At 62.6% G+C, this 15,743-nt stretch carries 12 protein-coding genes; 5 read left to right on the top strand and 7 right to left on the bottom strand.

Features of this window, described 5'->3' with window-relative positions; translation table 11 throughout:
* The first annotated feature begins 53 nt into the window (after positions 1-53).
* Entirely contained in the window at positions 54-1,463 is a 1,410-nt protein-coding gene (locus E3N86_RS04975; protein WP_134511476.1) for a hypothetical protein, read from the top strand.
* On the opposite strand, the gene E3N86_RS04970 is transcribed toward E3N86_RS04975, so the two are convergent.
* Both E3N86_RS04970 and E3N86_RS04965 read right to left on the bottom strand, forming a co-directional pair.
* On the bottom strand, positions 1,402-2,508 hold the full coding sequence (locus tag E3N86_RS04970) for a glycosyltransferase (RefSeq protein WP_134372759.1): 1,107 nt from the start codon (positions 2,506-2,508) through the stop codon (positions 1,402-1,404). The two genes, E3N86_RS04975 and E3N86_RS04970, sit on opposite strands and share 62 nt — an antisense overlap.
* Positions 2,509-2,934 carry a DapH/DapD/GlmU-related protein gene (locus E3N86_RS04965; RefSeq protein WP_241977410.1) on the bottom strand — a complete coding sequence of 142 codons (426 nt, stop codon included), beginning with the start codon at positions 2,932-2,934 and terminating at the stop codon, positions 2,509-2,511.
* Between the two features lie 348 nt (positions 2,935-3,282).
* Between E3N86_RS04965 and E3N86_RS04960 the strand changes: the two genes are divergently transcribed.
* Both E3N86_RS04960 and E3N86_RS04955 read left to right on the top strand, forming a co-directional pair.
* Entirely contained in the window at positions 3,283-4,536 is a 1,254-nt protein-coding gene (locus E3N86_RS04960) for a hypothetical protein (protein ID WP_134420393.1), read from the top strand.
* Positions 4,533-5,237: a DapH/DapD/GlmU-related protein gene (locus E3N86_RS04955; RefSeq protein WP_104102499.1), complete on the top strand. Its 705-nt coding sequence runs from the start codon at positions 4,533-4,535 to the stop codon at positions 5,235-5,237. Before E3N86_RS04960 ends, E3N86_RS04955 begins: the two co-directional genes overlap by 4 nt.
* On the opposite strand, the gene E3N86_RS04950 is transcribed toward E3N86_RS04955, so the two are convergent.
* A complete protein-coding gene (locus E3N86_RS04950) occupies positions 5,234-5,836 on the bottom strand; it encodes a CDP-alcohol phosphatidyltransferase family protein (RefSeq protein WP_241976903.1) in 603 nt (200 codons plus the stop codon). The genes E3N86_RS04955 and E3N86_RS04950 overlap by 4 nt on opposite strands.
* 397 nt (positions 5,837-6,233) lie before the next feature.
* Here E3N86_RS04950 and E3N86_RS04945 point away from each other — a divergent pair, with 397 nt between their 5' ends.
* On the top strand, positions 6,234-10,307 hold the full coding sequence (locus E3N86_RS04945; RefSeq protein WP_134511475.1) for a LamG-like jellyroll fold domain-containing protein: 4,074 nt from the start codon (positions 6,234-6,236) through the stop codon (positions 10,305-10,307).
* Positions 10,308-11,798 carry a glycerophosphodiester phosphodiesterase family protein gene (locus tag E3N86_RS04940; protein ID WP_134372750.1) on the top strand — a complete coding sequence of 497 codons (1,491 nt, stop codon included), beginning with the start codon at positions 10,308-10,310 and terminating at the stop codon, positions 11,796-11,798.
* A gap of 32 nt (positions 11,799-11,830) precedes the next feature.
* Here the strand turns inward: E3N86_RS04940 and E3N86_RS04935 are convergent, their stop codons facing one another.
* From E3N86_RS04935 to E3N86_RS04920, 4 genes are read right to left on the bottom strand one after another with little or no spacing between them, the layout of a single operon-like run.
* Complete coding sequence (locus E3N86_RS04935) at positions 11,831-13,132, bottom strand: glycosyltransferase (RefSeq protein ID WP_134343213.1); 1,302 nt, start codon at positions 13,130-13,132, stop codon at positions 11,831-11,833.
* Between the two features lie 8 nt (positions 13,133-13,140).
* On the bottom strand, positions 13,141-14,118 hold the full coding sequence (locus E3N86_RS04930; protein WP_104102488.1) for a GDP-L-fucose synthase: 978 nt from the start codon (positions 14,116-14,118) through the stop codon (positions 13,141-13,143).
* Positions 14,115-15,239, bottom strand: coding sequence for a GDP-mannose 4,6-dehydratase (gmd, locus tag E3N86_RS04925; protein WP_241976914.1), 1,125 nt, complete (start codon positions 15,237-15,239; stop codon positions 14,115-14,117). The genes E3N86_RS04930 and gmd overlap by 4 nt, the downstream gene beginning before the upstream one ends.
* 10 nt (positions 15,240-15,249) lie before the next feature.
* A complete protein-coding gene (locus E3N86_RS04920) occupies positions 15,250-15,720 on the bottom strand; it encodes an adenylyltransferase/cytidyltransferase family protein (protein WP_104102482.1) in 471 nt (156 codons plus the stop codon).
* Positions 15,721-15,743 lie beyond the last annotated feature (23 nt).

The following is a 15,743-nucleotide window of genomic DNA, read 5'->3' as shown; positions in this document are numbered from 1 at the left end:
CTTTTCGCACCGTCCTCGGGGTCACCGTTCTCGGTGCAATCCTTGCCGCTGTCGTGCCGCTGGCTCTCCTGGTACAGGTGCCAGACGTCGGCAGAGGACAGGCGTGGATTCTGACTCTGATCCTCGTCGTGTGGGCGGGTCTGCGACTCGCCCTCATCATCGTTGTCGGCCGTCCGATGCTGTTCGACTTCTTCTTCTGGATGTTCGTCTACGTCTTCATGGGGATTGCTCCAACCGTCCAGATCCGAAGTGGTCTCATCTCGCGGACGACGCAAGGTATCGACGAGTCGCTCGAGCTCCCCACGGCCGCCTTGGTCTGTCTCGGCGTCGCCTGCTATGAAATCGGGCGATTGGGTGCCTACGGGCATGAGCGCAGCAAGCTGACGACCGGGATTCGAGAACGGGGGAGTGCCCCCGTTCGGGTGGTGACCCAGGTGCGAACCTGGCCGACCCTGGTGCTCGTCGGCGCGGGCATCGTACTCAGCTTGTATTTCATCTCCAGGGTCGGTGCGGGATCGCTTTTCGGTAGCAGGGATCAAGCCTTTGCCGCGCGTTCAGCGGCGTGGACGGATCCCGCGGTGCGCTCGATCATGTACGCCGGTGCTATCTATCCGTTGTTGGTGGGCATCGGTGCGCTCGTGCAGCTGAGGCGGAGGACGACGGGGCCGCTGTCGATGGCCTATCGCGGCCTGATCGTTGTCGGGATTGCACTCCTTCTCACCGTCGTGAATCCGGTCAGCAGTGCACGCTACAGCCTGGGCACTGTCCTCTTCGCCCTCGCCGTTTTCGCGGGAGCCCTGCTCACCGTCGCGCGTGTTCGAGCGACCCTGACTGCAGCACTCGTCGGATTGATTTTTCTGTTCCCTCTGGCGGATGCCTTCCGGCGCCCGGAAGTCAACTTGGTGCGCAACGGTTTCTTCGGGGAGTACGAGGGGAACCCTGACTATGACGCATTCTGGCAAGTCGCCAACGCATTTTCGTACGGTCTTGACGGGCTGATTGAGCCGGGGCGCCAGGCGCTCGGCAGTGTTCTCTTCTGGGTGCCCCGAGGCGTCTGGCCGGACAAGCCTGTGGACACGGGAATTCTGCTCGCCCAATATCGCGGCTACAGTTTTCAGAACCTCTCTGCCCCGCTCTGGGCGGAATTCCTGGTCAATGGAGGTATCAGCGTCCTTATCGTGGGTTTTCTCCTGCTGGGCTACTCCCTGCGTGTCATGGACAGTCGACTTCTCCCCGCGTTCAATGCCGCGGGCTATTGGGCCATTGTCGGCGCGATCTTTCCGGTCTATATGACAATTCTCTTGCGCGGTTCACTGCTCCAGGCGACGGGAGTGGTGGCGGTCGCGTTGGCGTGTCTGCTTTTCGTCCGACAGTCGGGCAGGCCCCCCAGAAGTGACTCGCTCAGCGGTACGAAGTGGCCAGAGCTTCAGCGATCGCCTGCATCCCGAACCGGTTCCGGCTAGCCAGCGCGCCGGCGCGGCCCATGCTGTGAGTCAGAACGTCGTCGCGTAGAACCGTTGCAACGGCGCCGACGAGAGCCTCGAGAGTGTCATCCACCACAATTCCGCATCCGATCTCAGTGACCGCCGGAGCGAGTCCGCAGCTATCCGTGATGACCACCGGCACGCCGAGTGACATGGCTTCGAGAACTGACATCGGATACGGTTCATCGATGGAAGGCAGAACGTATACGGCGGCCCGCGACAACCGTTCGTTGGTTGCACCCGGGGCCAGGGGTCCCTCCCAGGACAGTATGCCTTTACTATCGGCCGCGTCGATGAGGCGCTGTACCGCTGGCCCCTCTCCCTCATCGGGACCGACCAGGGTGAACGACACCGTCGGGAATTCATCAGCGAGTGCGAGCGCCATTTTCACGAAGAGCTGCGGGCGTTTCCGGCGGGCGAGTCGGGCTAGATAGAGAACTTCCGTGCCCGCAGCGGGACCGTTCGCGCTCCCCGGCGCCGGTACGCCATTGGCGAGATGCTTCAGATTGAGCGCCGTGCCCGCAACGGCACTGAGATCATTCCGTTCCTGGTCGGTGAGGTAGAACACCACCTTCGCCCCCCTCAGAGCCGGTCGGGTGACGAACGCGTCCAGAGGAATCGCCAATGGACTGTCTGAAGGGTCGATCATTCCGTGAGTCTGCACCACGTACGGTATCCCGGCCTTGCGCAACCAGCGCGCCGCAGGGAGCGTGACGAGGTCACGGGCGGCATGAATGTGCACAACGTCGAACGAGCGCGCGGCCTGCTTGAGCCAGTGCTGCAGGGCGGGTGCGCACAGGCCGGCGAAACCGATACCTGGGATGATCGTTCGGGCGGGGAACAGACGGAGCGGCACCCCGTCGAATTCATGGGGGGCCGCTTCGCCGAATCCGCGGGCGCCGCCGGCTACCACTACGTCGTGGCCTGCTTCACGGAGGGCTTTGGCCTGGTTCAACGCGACGCGAACGGGACCTCCATACTCACCGTTGGGACTGACGAGCGTCACGATGGAGAGCACACGCATTCAGGTCTGGTCCCGGTTCTGTGTGTGTTCCGGTCGTTCCGCGCGCGGCGCGCGCAGGAACGCGCCGGCGGGCACCTTCCCAGAGACCAGAGCCGTCGCGCCGATAACGCTGTCATGGCCGATCCGGCTTCCTCGGAGAACTGTTGCCCTGGCCGCGATCCAGGCGCCGTCTTCCACGATAATCGGCGCATTGTCGAATTCGAATGTCTGCGAGGTGCGGTCATGGCTGCCCGTGCACAGCATGACACCCTGGGAAATGCACACGTCACTGCCAATGATCACCGGCTCGAGATTCAGAATCCAGACCTCTTCACCGATCCACGAGTTGTCACCGACGACCAGTTTCCATGGCCAGTGGATGCGCACGCGATGGCGGATCAAAACATTGTCACCGATCGTGGCGCCGAAAAGCCGAAGGAGCGCCACGCGGAGACGGGGCGGGCACCACCACCGGACAACAACGAGTCCGGAGAGGAGAAGCCAGGCGATCTGCCAGAGCGAATTCCGCCCCCGTTCGTAGCCTGCGCCGGAGAATCCGGCCAGGTTCCGGCGAGGGAGACCTGACGGTTGGGCCATCGGTGGTCTCGCGTCGCTGACTGACATGACGGTCAGTGTACGCAGACAACCGATCAGCGGCTAGATATCCCGTTGAACCATGTTGCTGCTAGCTTGTTCGCATGCAACCCCGTCGAACTGAGCGTGGGCAGGCGAGATGAGGGTCCGATGAAGGCAGGTGCGCCGAGGGGTAGACGGCTGAGGCGCGTTCGCGCCAGCATGAACACCATCGTCGGATACTCGATTTCGATGGTGCTCCTGGCTGTCGTCTCGCTTGCGGTCATCCCCTCAATGGTCATGGCAAGCGGCGCGGCAGCGTGGGGAATGATTGCGGCAGGCCAGTCCATCGGCGGCGTGGGTGCGGTTATCGTGGCTTACGGCTGGGGTCTCTCCGGGCCGGCCTCCGTGGCGAGGGCAGACGCGAACATGCGACTCACCGCATATGCGGAGTCGGTTATCTGCAAGCTGCTGATCATTGTGCCCGTCGGCCTTCTTGTATTTTCGGTGGCCTGGGGTGTCGGTCGCGACTACGCCATCTTCGCCGGAGTCGGTGCCCTGTCCACGGCGACCGTGGGACTGACCGCGAACTGGTGGTTCGTCGGTCTCATGCAACCGTACCGACTCTTGGTTTTCGAAACCGTCCCGCGGGTTCTCGGGACCGGCATCGGCATTTTCTACATGACTCACGGGTCGAGTGCTCTCGTGGGTGTGCTCTGGCAGCTGATCGGTATGGTGACGGCATTCGTGGCCTCCACCATATGGATCCTGCAACCGTGGAGACTCCGTCGACTCCGGTCGCTTCCGCGCAGGCGGATAGGGATGGTGCTTTCTTCGCAGCGGCTGGGTGTCACCTCGACCGTGCTTTCCTCGCTGTATACCTCGACCCCGATTGTCATTGTGTCGTTGATCGCCCCGGGCGCGCAGCCGGTTTACGCCGTTGTCGAGAAGGTGCAGCGCCAGGTGATCGTGGGACTCGGCCCATTCGTCACGATCCTCCAGGGCTGGGTGCCCAAAGCTCGAAGGCAGGACCTCGTCCGCCGAGTCAGGACGGGGCTGGTCGCCGCCGTGGTGTTCGCGGTTGCGCTCGCCGGTCTCATGCTGGCCGTAGCCCCGGAACTGGTGCGTTGGCTCGGCGGCGGCCAGATCAAACCGTCCTTTGTCACCTTGATACTGATGGCGCTGATCACCGGAGTGAGCCTGATCGAGGCGGTCGTCAGCAAGGCCTGCCTGGCGGCATTGCGCAGACTCGATGTGGTGACCGGGGCGACGGCCATCGGAACTCTGGTCGGTCTACCCTGCGTCGCGATCGGAGCCGTGTCCTGGGGGGCAGAGGGGGCGCTCTGTGGTATCTTCGCTGGGCTTTCGCTCAGGCTTCTGCTTGAACTCATGGGCATGCGCCGCGCAATCGCCCAGCGCAGCGAGGATGCGCTCGACGTGACAATGGTTCCGGAAATCGGGGTGAGCGGCTCTTGAGTCAGATCAAAGACGCGATGAGGGCGCTGGCTTGGGCGCTGCCGGCGAGCACGGCTAAGAACCGGCTCCTTCGCTCGATCGGCCACGACATTCATCCGACCGCAATGGCGCGATCCTGTCTCGTCCTTCGGGTCACACAGGTCTCGATGGGAGCGAACAGCCGGATAGGCCGATGGAACCTGCTCAAGAACATGCGCCGGGTGTCAATCGGTGATCACGCAACCATCGGCCGCTTGAACGTTTTTTCATCCCACCCCGTGTACAAGCGGCTCTACCCGGACGGCGCGGCACTGGAAATGGGGCCTCATTCAAAAATTACGAGCCGGCATCAGTTCGATTGCTCCGGCTCCATAGTGATCGGCGAGTACTCCAGTGTCGCCGGGCACGAAACCAAGATTGTGACGCACAGCATCGACGTTCGACGAAATGCTCAGGCGGCATATCCGGTGCGAATTGGAGCCCGGAGTTTCGTCGGAGCGCGCTGTCTGCTCTTCGGCGGCGCTATCTTGCCGGATCGGTCGGTCCTGGCGGGAGGATCGGTGCTCGCCCGTGCGAGATCGGGCGGGTTGCCCGGACTATGGGCGGGTGTTCCGGCCGCGCTCCGCGGGCCGATCGACGGTGAGTGGTTCGAGCGTTCGACCACGGGAACCAGTCGGGTCTTCATCCCGGCTACGGGAGAAACGGTGGAAGACGCGCTTTAGCCGCGGGCAGACAGTGCCCGGAACCATTTGCCGAGCAGTAACGCCATGATCAGCGCGTTGGCGGCCAAGAGAAGGCTGTAGACCACCACGAAAGCACCGGGCCAGCCAGTGAGGATGAAGCTGAGCGAGAGGATCCCGTAGTCGGCCGGCAGCAGAGCAATGGCCCTGGCTCTCGAGGGGCGACGAGCCCCGCCCTCGCCGATGGCCGAGGTCGTGGAGGTTGCGTTGGCTGAACGGCGCAGGAGCAGCTCAGTCAGCAGGCCACCCACGAAGGTGACAACGGACACGACCTGGAATGCGAGGGGCACGAGATACCAGATCGGCTCCGTGGACCAGAAGCGGTACGCCGTGATGAGGATCGCTGCGTGGACGGCGACGATCTTGCCGGCGTCCACGACGTGGTCGAGCCACTCGCCTGCGGGGGAACCTCGGCCGGTCAGGCGCGCGACCTGACCGTCTGCCGAATCCAGCGCAAAGCCGAGAACGAGGAGGACCGCAACGCCGACGGCTCGGATCGGGCTTGGTTCTCCGCTGATTAGGAGAACAAGACCCGCCCCGGTCGCAAGGGCCGACAGCCCGGTCACCTGATTGGGCGTCATCCTGAGCCCAAAACACACCGAGGCCAGCACGCGCCCCAACGGTCGATTGACGTATCGCGTGTACAGCGACACCCCGGTCTGTGCCTTCTGCGCACTCGCAAGCTGTGCGTGAGCTTCACGAAACTGTGTCATCACGGGCCATCCTCGGATTGATTGAGCGTGGGCAGCGTGCCCCGTCCTCGGCACATGTTAGCCCCTCGTCGGACGTCACTCCTCCGGGGCATTGCGGGTGTGGCGCACAGGGCGTACGTTTCCGCCGATCCCACTTTTCGCTAAACGTGAGCAATGCTTTCTTACCCAAAGCGCTCCAAGGCCGCGTGAGGCTGGATTCCATAGTTCATTCGCGGTCATCAGAGCTTTTCGGCGATGAGGCTGTTCACCCGAGGGATAGGTAGCTATGCGTAAGCTTGCCGCAATTTTAACGACCGTGGCTGTCGTGGCCGGACTCGTCATAGCGAGTCCCGTGCCACAACCGGCGTCGGCGCTCTCCGGCGGCGTCGCCTTCAGTGCGGACAACCTGTCGACCTGGCAGACGAACGGCGTTGTCTACGGAGTCGGAACGGTGCACGGAAAAGTCGTGGCGGGCGGAACATTTTCTGAGATCAGGCCGCCCAGCGGCGGTGCGGGAGTGCCGAGGAACCAGGGAACGCTTGCGATTTTCAACGCGGAGACAGGAGCCCCTGACAGCTGTCAGTTCGCCATGACCCTTAATGGGGCCACGCCGACCGTGCGGTCGGTGGTTGCCTCACCCGACGGCAACACCATCTACATCGGGGGCAATTTCTCCTCCGTCGGCGGGGTGAACGCCGCGCGGGTAGCCGCGATCGACCCGGTCGCCTGCACCGTCAAGCCGTTCCGGGTGGCGGGGGTGTCTTCCCTCGTCCGCGGCATGGCTGCCACCTCGTCCACCCTGTACCTGGCTGGGGAGTTCCAGACCGTCGGCGGCCAGGCGCGCAAGCGCTTTGCAGCGGTGGACGCGACGTCGGGCGCGCTTCTGCCCTGGGCCCCGGCGGCTGACACTGTCGGGCGGGCCGTGGCCGTCTCTCCCGACCGCAGCAGGGTAGCCATCGGTGGGGACTTTTTCACGGTCAATGACCAGGATTCCCACTCCATCGCGGTCGTCGATGCGACCACCGGCGCAAACGTGCGTAATTACCCTCTCGGCTTCATCCCGCGTACCTCGGTGACCAAGACCTTGTGGTCGGACGGCACGGCGTTCTACGGGGGCAACGAAGGAACGGGGGGCGGAGTCTTCGACGGTCGCTTCGCCGTCAATTGGAGCACACTCGACCAGACTTGGCGGGACAACTGCCTGGGCGCAACGCAGGCGGTGCTCGAATACCAGGGCACCCTGTATTCCGCGAGTCACGCGCACGACTGCTCATCGAACAACGCCTTTCCTGACGGGAGACGGATGTTTTTGATGGCACAGAACACCTCGGACGCGGCTTTGCTGGGCTGGTTCCCGACTTCCAATGACGGTACGGGCGAAGGAATCGGCCCGCGTGCTCTCACCATTGCCACCGGCGCCACAACGGGAAAGAAGTACCTCTGGTACGGCGGTGAGTTCACTGTCATCAACGGCGTAGTCCAACAGGGACTCACACGCTTCGGTCCGGATGACGTCGGTGCGCCGCCCACCCCGGTCGTTGCAGCCGAGGCGCTCACTTCGGGCGCCAATCAGATTCGCTTCCGCACCGTGGTCGACCCTGACGACAGTGCCTTGACGTACAACGTCTACCGGAACGGCGGAGCGACCCCAATCTGGACCGGCTCTGCCAGTTCCCTGTGGTGGACCCGTCCCCAGGTGACCGTCGTTGACACGAATGTCGCCGCGGGCACGAATTACACCTACCGGGTGACGGCGAATGACGGGGTCAACACCAGTCCGCTGTCGGCGTCAGTAGCAGCCCGCGCCGTCACCAAGGGGGTTGACTATCCCACTCAGGTGATCCAGGACGGAGCCAGGCTGTATTGGCGTCTGGATGAGGTTTCCGGTCCCTGGGCACAGGACAAGTCCGGTGCGACGGTCACCGGCCTGAACGGCCTATACAAGAACGGCGTCACCTACCGGGCGCCTGGCGCGATCGTCGGTGACACCAACACCTCCGCTACGTTCAATGGGACTGATGGCTACATCTGGAGCGACCAGCAGAAACCGGCACCCACCACTTACTCGATCGAAACCTGGATCAAGACGACATCCACCCAAGGGGGGAAGATCATCGGATTCGGGGATGGTCGGCCGAGCACCGGGACTGGCAACACGAACCTGAGCGGGAATTACGATAAACACATCTACATGGATAACCAGGGTCGCCTGACCTTCGGTGTCTACATCGGTCGCACCGAAACGATCAAGACGGCCTCGTCGTACAATGATGATAAGTGGCACCACATCGTGGCAACCCAGAGCGGGTCCGGGATGAAGTTGTTCGTGGACGGCGTCCGGGTGGGCCAGAACGCCACCAGCACCAGCCAGCAATACAGCGGTAACTGGCATGTCGGTGGCGACAACCTGAATGGCTGGCCCAGCCAGCCGTCTAGCGCTTTCTTCGGCGGCCAGATAGACGACACCGCGGTCTATGCATCCGCCCTGAGCGCCGCGCAGATCGCCCAGCACTACACTCTCGCTGGGGGAACCCTCGCCGTTCCGCCGACCCCGACAGACGCGTATGGAGCCAGGATCTACACGGACGAGCCTGATGTGTACTGGCGCCTCGACGAAACCTCTGGAAGCACGGCGAAAGACTCATCGTCTGACGCCCAGAGCGAAGGAGATTACGGCGCTGCAGTCCAGCTGCAGCAGCCGAAGGCGATCAAGGTCGGGACTGCCGTGCAGACCAGCGGAACTCAGGACGGCGGCATTGCGACCAAGACCGCACGCTCATCGGTTGCCCAGTTCTCCACGGAAGCTTGGTTCAAGACGGACACGGCATCCGGCGGGAAGATCGTCGGCTTTGAGAACGTCGCAACCGGGCAGGGTTCGAATTACGACAAGCAGATCTACATGACCAATTCCGGGAGCATCATCTTCGGCGTGTACGTCGGGGGCTTCCAACTCATCGAATCGCCGGCGGGATTCAACAACAACGCCTGGCATCACGTAGTGGGCACGCAGGGACCCGATGGGATGAAGCTCTACCTGGATGGCACAGAGGTCGGCTCGAACCCTACCAACTTCAACCAGGCGTTTGACGGCTACTGGCGTGCCGGTGGTGGCAACCTCAACAGCTGGCCCTCGCAGCCCGCGAGTCCCTACTTTGCGGGCACGCTCGACGAGATGGCGGTCTATCCGTCGGCCCTGAGCGCGGCGGCCGTCGCGGCTCACTATGAGCTGGGCTCCAACACCGCTCCCGACGTCATGGCGCCGAGCGCTCCCTCCGGCCTGACGTCAACCGTCTCAAACGGCTCCGTCGCGTTGGCCTGGATTCCGTCAACAGACAATGTCGGCGTCACCGGCTACGCGGTGCACCGCGGGTCTGCATCCGGCTTCGTCGCTGACGCCACCAACAAGATCGCCGACGTGACAGCTTCGTCCTATACGGATCCTGGGCTCGCCGACGGTACGTATCATTACGTCGTGATCGCCTACGACGCCAGAGGCAACGCCAGTCCGGCTTCCGCGTCGGTTCCCGCGACGGTGGCGACCCCCGACACTGTCGCACCAAGCGTTCCGACTGGTCTGACGGCGTCGGTGTCGGGGAGTGCGGTTTCGGTGGCCTGGACGGCGTCGACAGACAATGTCACGGTGACGGGTTACTCGGTGTACCGAGGGACTACGGCCGAGCTCGTCGCTGATGCGTCAAGCAAGATCGCGGATGTCTCGGGTGCGTCGTATTCGGATCCCGGTCTGGCTGCGGGGGTTTACTTCTACAAGGTGGTGGCGCGTGATGCCGCCGGCAATGTGAGTGCCGCCTCTGGTGCCGCGGAGGCGACGGTTCAGGCTGCCCCTGTGGGACCGGTGGTCCTTACGACCGGTGCCAGCGAAGACTCGACGACGTACCAGGTGCTTCCCACGACCAACTTCGGGTCCAGTAACCAGTTGTCGTCCCGGGGGGCGGGCACGTCGCTGATCGAGTCGTACCTAAAGTTTGCAGTCCCGGCTGCGCCGGTGGGCACTGTGCTCAGCGGGGCGACCCTGCGGATTCGAACCTCGACCGACTCGACCGCCGCCTCGGTGGATGCCCAGACATTTAAGCTGCTGAGTGGGAATTGGACAGAGGGCACGGTGAACTGGAACAACCGACCCACCGGTCTGGGAGCGGATCTGGGGAGTCTCACCGGCGCATCGGCGACGAACACGGCTTACTCGGTCCCGCTCGATGCGGGGCAGCTGAGCGCTCTCTCTGGTTCTACGGTGTCCGTCGCGCTGGTCAGTGCCGGCCCGGACAACCTCCGGCTGTGGTCGACCAACAGCACCAACGTCACCTATCGCCCGCTGCTCACCCTGACCTACACAGCGAGCTGAATGTCCAGCGGTACCGACGTGCAGAGCACGGCTGACATCAGCCGCGCTCCGTTCCTGCCGCCAATAAACCGAAGACAGTTCCTCCTGGCCGGCGCCTCAACACTGCTGCTGTCGGCTTGCCAAGCCACGCCCGCTCCCCCGGTCTCCGTACTCCCGACTGCTGCGGCACGATATGCAATCGGAGATCTCCTCGGAACGACACCGTTCTACATAGCTCACCGTGGCTCCGGAGACAACTGGGTCGAGCACAGCTTCGATTCGTACAGCCGCGTGATCGACAGCGGGGCCAAAGCGATCGAAGTCTCGGTCAGCGCCACCTCAGACGGCGTGTTGGTGTGCCATCACGATCTGACGACCAAGCGGATGACGGGTGTCGACCTCCCGATCGCGGAAGTCACCTGGGAGGAACTGTCGCAACTTCGCAGCGACGCGAGAGCCTGGCTCGGCCCTGCGGCAGAACGGGAGCCGCTGCCGTTGCTCGCCGACGTACTGGATGCCTTCGCCACAACGCACGTGATCTTTCTCGAAGACAAGCAAGGCACGAATACGGAAGCCCTGCTCAAGGTCATGGACAGCTACTCGCACTCCACGGAGCATTTCGTCTGGAAACAATGGGCAGGTGCAACGCAATACACACTGGTCGACGGGCACGGTTACACAACCTGGGGATACTTCACTCCGGAACTTTTCGAGCGTGCAAATGAACTCGCGCCTCGTTTCGATTTGCTCGGGGTGTCACACAGGGCGACGGATGTGCAGGTGGCCGTGTTGGTGGGCTTCGGCAAACCGGTTATCGCGTGGGAGGTGCACTATCGCTCGATGCGTGACCGGATGAGCGACCTCGGCGTGGCCGGGATGATGTGCTCTAATCTGCCCTACGTGACCGGGACGACCGCTGGGAGTCAGGGTGACGCCTTCGGAACCGGGCTGCGGGCCGCCGGCGACCTGCCCTGGACCATTGACGAGGGCACTCTGGTGCAGCCCCTGATCGACGCGGGCGCCGCATCCGTGGCACTGGACCACCGGGACGTGCAGAGCTACTTGATGGGCTCAATGTGCCCGGTGGGTCCCGGATCATACCGGATCACGTGCGAGCTCCGTTGGCCGGAATCGCTTCCAAGGGAGGAGCAGCACGCCGGGCTCGCCTTCGGTGCCGCCGACGACCGCCCTTACCGAGTCAGGGTGGCCAGCGATGTGTCCGGGTACCACATGATTCTCCGGGCGAACGGCTCCCTTGAATTATTCAGCCGGGTCGCGGGGACGACCGAGGGCACGCGATTGAGAGCGGTGCTGACCGCCCCACCACGGGCTTCGGAGTGGGTGCGTCTCCAGATCGAAGTCCTCGCAAACAGTATTCGGATCCTGCGACTTGACGGTGACGGCTGGTCGATGGACATCGATGATGCGAGCTACCGGGGAGGCTATTTCTGGCTATGCAAGAACTACCAGGATGGACCGCCGGTCGAATTCAGGTCAATCCTCGTCAGTTGATGTCCATTCGTTCCGGGCTGTCCATTTCCGCTTCACTTCGGTTCGATTGCATCCGTCGCCCCGGTCAGAATCGGCCTCGCCAACCGATTTCTCTCGACACCGCCGTCAACGGCTCCCTTCTCCAGAATTCGCCGAATCCGGCCGATTGCAGCGTCTGAGGACAGGAAGTCGGCCGAGAACTTCCGCCCGGCCGCCCCGTACGCGGCCGAAGACTCCGCATCGCCACCGAGCATCTCGGCCGCGTCCACAAGGTCGCCGGGGACCGCGGCGTTGATTCTGATTCCGCCGCCGGCCAACGCCAGCTCATCGGCGGTGACACTGGATTCATCAGTTGCCGCGATGACGGGTAACCCCGTGTTGAAGTACGTCGTGAGTTTGCTCGGTACGCACATTTCCGTCAAGCCAGGCCGCTCATTGACGAGCAGGATGTCTGCGGCTGAGAGGGTCGCCTGGAACGCTTCTTCGGGTAGGGGATCGATGAATTCGAGACGGCGGTTTCCGCCCATGGCTTCGAGTTGATGCCGCTTGTTTCCGTCGCCGAGGAGAACGAATCTCACTCTCGATCCCCGCTTCTCTGCGATCTCTGAAGCGTGGACAACGTTCTCGAGAGCCTGTTTGGCACCCATGTTCCCCGCGTGGAGAACGACGATATCATCCGATTTCCAGCCTCGAGTGGTGCGCACATCTTCCCGACGGTGGCCGTTCGGGTAGTCGGTGTGACACCAATTGCGAATGACCTCTACGGAGTCGGCGTCGATGGCCAGCTCCTCAACCAGATAGCGCTTGAACCGCTCGTGGATCACGACGACTGTGTTCGCACTGCGGAGGATGGACCGCTCGATCCCGCGGAGCAACCAGGTGGCCAGGCGGCCCCCTGTTCCACTCTCGGACACTCCGAGGCTATAAATGTCCTGCACCCAAATACAGGTGTTGGTATGGACCAGGCGCGCGCGCAGCATTGCCGCGCCCACGGAGAATAAGGCTGGTGTAACCAGCACGGCGACGTCGGGCTTGTCCCACTTGCTGAACACTGCCCGAATCCCGAAGCTGAGTTCCATACCCAGGCGGTTCCACAGGCGCGGTTTCGACGGCACACCGTGAGGGGCCCTGGTGACATTGACACCTCTGATTCTTTCGTGCGCATGCTCGCGCCCGTGTACGCGGTTGTGGCCGTCGTAGCCGTCGTAGATCCGCCATTGCGGGTAATGCGGATTGCCGGTGATCACAGTGACCGGGTGACCGGTCGCGGCCAGTGCTTCCGAGAGCCCAGCGGTGTAGACGGCGATGCCGGTCGGCTCGGGGGAATAGTTGAGTCCAATGATGGTGACCCTCATCTGCCCGCTCACCGCCCGCGAAAATCTGCTTGATGGGAAACAAACCAGGCGTAAGCGTCTTCGAGGCCGTCCTCGAGATCGATCGTCGGCTTCCAGCCCAGCGCCTGGATGCGGGTAACGTCCATCAACTTGCGAGGAGCACCATCGGGCTTGCTGTTGTCGAAGGTCAGACGGCCGGTGAAGCGGGTGACTTTGGCGACCGCCGATGCCAGGTCGTTGATGCTGCAGTCAGAGCCGGTCCCGACGTTGACGTGCGACAGCATCGGCGTAGTGCTGGCCTGGTACACCTCCCGGTCCAGTTCCATGATGTGCACGCTGGCCGCCGCCATATCGTCTACATGAAGGAATTCCCGTCGCGGGCTGCCGCTGCCCCAGATGACGACCTTATCCTCCCCGCCTTCTCGTGCGTCGTGGAAACGCCTGAGTAAACCGGGGATGACATGGCTGAAGGATGCGTGATAGTTGTCTCCGGGACCATAGAGATTCGTGGGCATCACGCTTCGGTAGTCCCGCCCGTACTGGCGATTGAAGCTCTCGCACAGTTTGATTCCGGCGATCTTGGCGATGGCGTACGGTTCGTTGGTGGCTTCGAGCGTGCCGGTCAGGAGCGCGTCTTCGGCCATCGGTTGGTGGGCAAACTTGGGATAGATGCAGGACGAGCCGAGGAATAGGAGCCTCGGAACGCCGAAGTCGTGCGCGGACTTGATGATGTTGGCCTCGATCAGGAGGTTGTCGTAGATGAAATCCGCCGGCGAGGAGTCGTTGGCTTCAATCCCGCCGACTTTCGCGGCAGCGAGATAGGCCTGATCGATGTGATTGCCCTCGAAGAAGGCCCGAACGGCTCGCTGGTCGACGAGGTCGAGTTCCGAATGACTGGCGGTCACGATGTTGACGTAACCCAACGACGTGAGTCTGCGCACGATCGCCGAGCCCACCATCCCGTTGTGTCCCGCGACGTAGACAGCAGCGCCGGTGTTGCGGTTCACCAGCTTTCCAGGGACACGAGGGAGGGAAAACCGTGACTTTTCAGGAGGGCGGTTTTCTGCGCGATCATCAGGTCGGAGGCGACCATCTCCGCGCACATCTCCCGCACGCTGATCTCCGGCAGCCAGCCAAGCTTCAGGCGCGCGCGTGTCGAGTCGCCGAGCAGAGTGTCGACTTCGGCTGGCCTGAAGTACCGGGGATCGACTCGCACGATGACGTCTCCCGGGCGAACGGCAGGGGAGAGTTCTCCGACGACGCTGTCGACGATGCCGATCTCATTCAGGCCCTCACCCTCGAATCTCAAGGTGATGCCGAGCTCGCTCGCCGACCATTCGACGAATTCGCGCACAGAATATTGGACTCCCGTGGCGATCACGAAGTCTTCCGGTGCGTCCTGCTGGAGCATCATCCATTGGAGCCGAACGTAGTCGCGTGCATGGCCCCAGTCGCGGAGAGAGTTTAGGTTTCCGAGGAACAGGCCGGACTCGAGACCCTGGGCGATGTTAGCGAGGGCCCGAGTGATTTTCCTAGTCACGAACGTCTCACCGCGACGCGGGGATTCGTGATTGAAAAGAATCCCGTTGCAGGCGTACATCCCGTAAGACTCTCGGTAATTCACGGTCATCCAGTAGGCGTACAGCTTGGCGACCGCATACGGAGAACGGGGATGGAAGGGCGTGATCTCACTCTGGGGTGTCTCCCTGACCAGTCCGTACAGTTCAGATGTCGAGGCCTGGTAGAACCTCACCCGGTCCGTCATTCCCAGCAATCGCACCGCCTCAAGCAGGCGCAGGGTGCCTAGGGCATCGATGTCAGCGGTGTATTCGGGCATTTCGAAGCTCACGGCCACATGGGATTGTGCACCCAGGTTGTAGATCTCGTCCGGCTGCACCTCCTGAATGATGCGGGTGAGGTTCGATGAGTCGGAGAGATCCCCGAAATGGAGGAAGAAGCGCGCGTTGCGCTCGTGCGGATCCTGATAAATGTGATCGATTCGCTGTGTGTTGAGCTGCGATGAGCGGCGTTTGAGTCCGTGCACCTCGTAGCCCATCGACAGGAGGAACTCGGCCAGGTAGGAGCCGTCCTGGCCGGTTACACCGGTGATGAGTGCCCGTTTCGGAATCATGGTTGTCCTATCGCTCGCTGTTGCTGAAGTCATGAACCGGTTGGTTGTCGGGCGCGTTGGTGGACATGGCCGTCAGCGCAAGGCGAAGGGCCGTGCTCGAGGTCGAGATGGTGTACGGGAAAAAGATGACTTCTACGCCCACCTCGGCGAATTGGCGCTCAAGACGGCGACCTTTCTCGGTGCCCTTCCAGTCGTCGCCTTTGAAATAGACGTCAAAGCGAAGAGAGCGCCAGGTATCCATCTTGTTGTCGGCGATTTCAGCTACCGCTTCATTGACAAAGGCGATGTGGCGAACGATCTCAAGCCTCTCGGCCAACGGCACGACGGGTAGTGAACCCTTGGTCACCAGGAGCATCTCGTCAGACATCACGCCGGCGATCAAATAGTCGCATTGGCTCTTCGCGTTTCTAAGGATGTTGAGGTGACCGATGTGGAAGAGGTCGAAAGCCCCGCCAGCGTAGCCGACTGTCCTTGTCACGGTGATTCCTCCGTTGATCGGTT

Origin of the sequence: Cryobacterium sp. Hz7 (assembly GCF_004402815.1) — a bacterium.
Taxonomy (GTDB): Bacteria; Actinomycetota; Actinomycetes; order Actinomycetales; family Microbacteriaceae; genus Cryobacterium; species Cryobacterium sandaracinum.
Note: the sequence above shows the minus strand (reverse complement) of the source record. Positions and strands in the feature narration are given on the sequence as shown.

What these genes read in the sequence shown, in the direction of transcription:
- E3N86_RS04970 (WP_134372759.1), bottom strand. Translation starts at nt 2,508, where the DNA reads ATGCGTGTGCTCTCCATCGTGACGCTCGTCAGTCCCAACGGTGAGTAT.
- E3N86_RS04960 (WP_134420393.1), top strand. Translation starts at nt 3,283, where the DNA reads ATGAACACCATCGTCGGATACTCGATTTCGATGGTGCTCCTGGCTGTC.
- E3N86_RS04950 (WP_241976903.1), bottom strand. Translation starts at nt 5,836, where the DNA reads ATGACGCCCAATCAGGTGACCGGGCTGTCGGCCCTTGCGACCGGGGCG.
- E3N86_RS04945 (WP_134511475.1), top strand. Translation starts at nt 6,234, where the DNA reads ATGCGTAAGCTTGCCGCAATTTTAACGACCGTGGCTGTCGTGGCCGGA.
- E3N86_RS04940 (WP_134372750.1), top strand. Translation starts at nt 10,308, where the DNA reads ATGTCCAGCGGTACCGACGTGCAGAGCACGGCTGACATCAGCCGCGCT.
- E3N86_RS04935 (WP_134343213.1), bottom strand. Translation starts at nt 13,132, where the DNA reads ATGAGGGTCACCATCATTGGACTCAACTATTCCCCCGAGCCGACCGGC.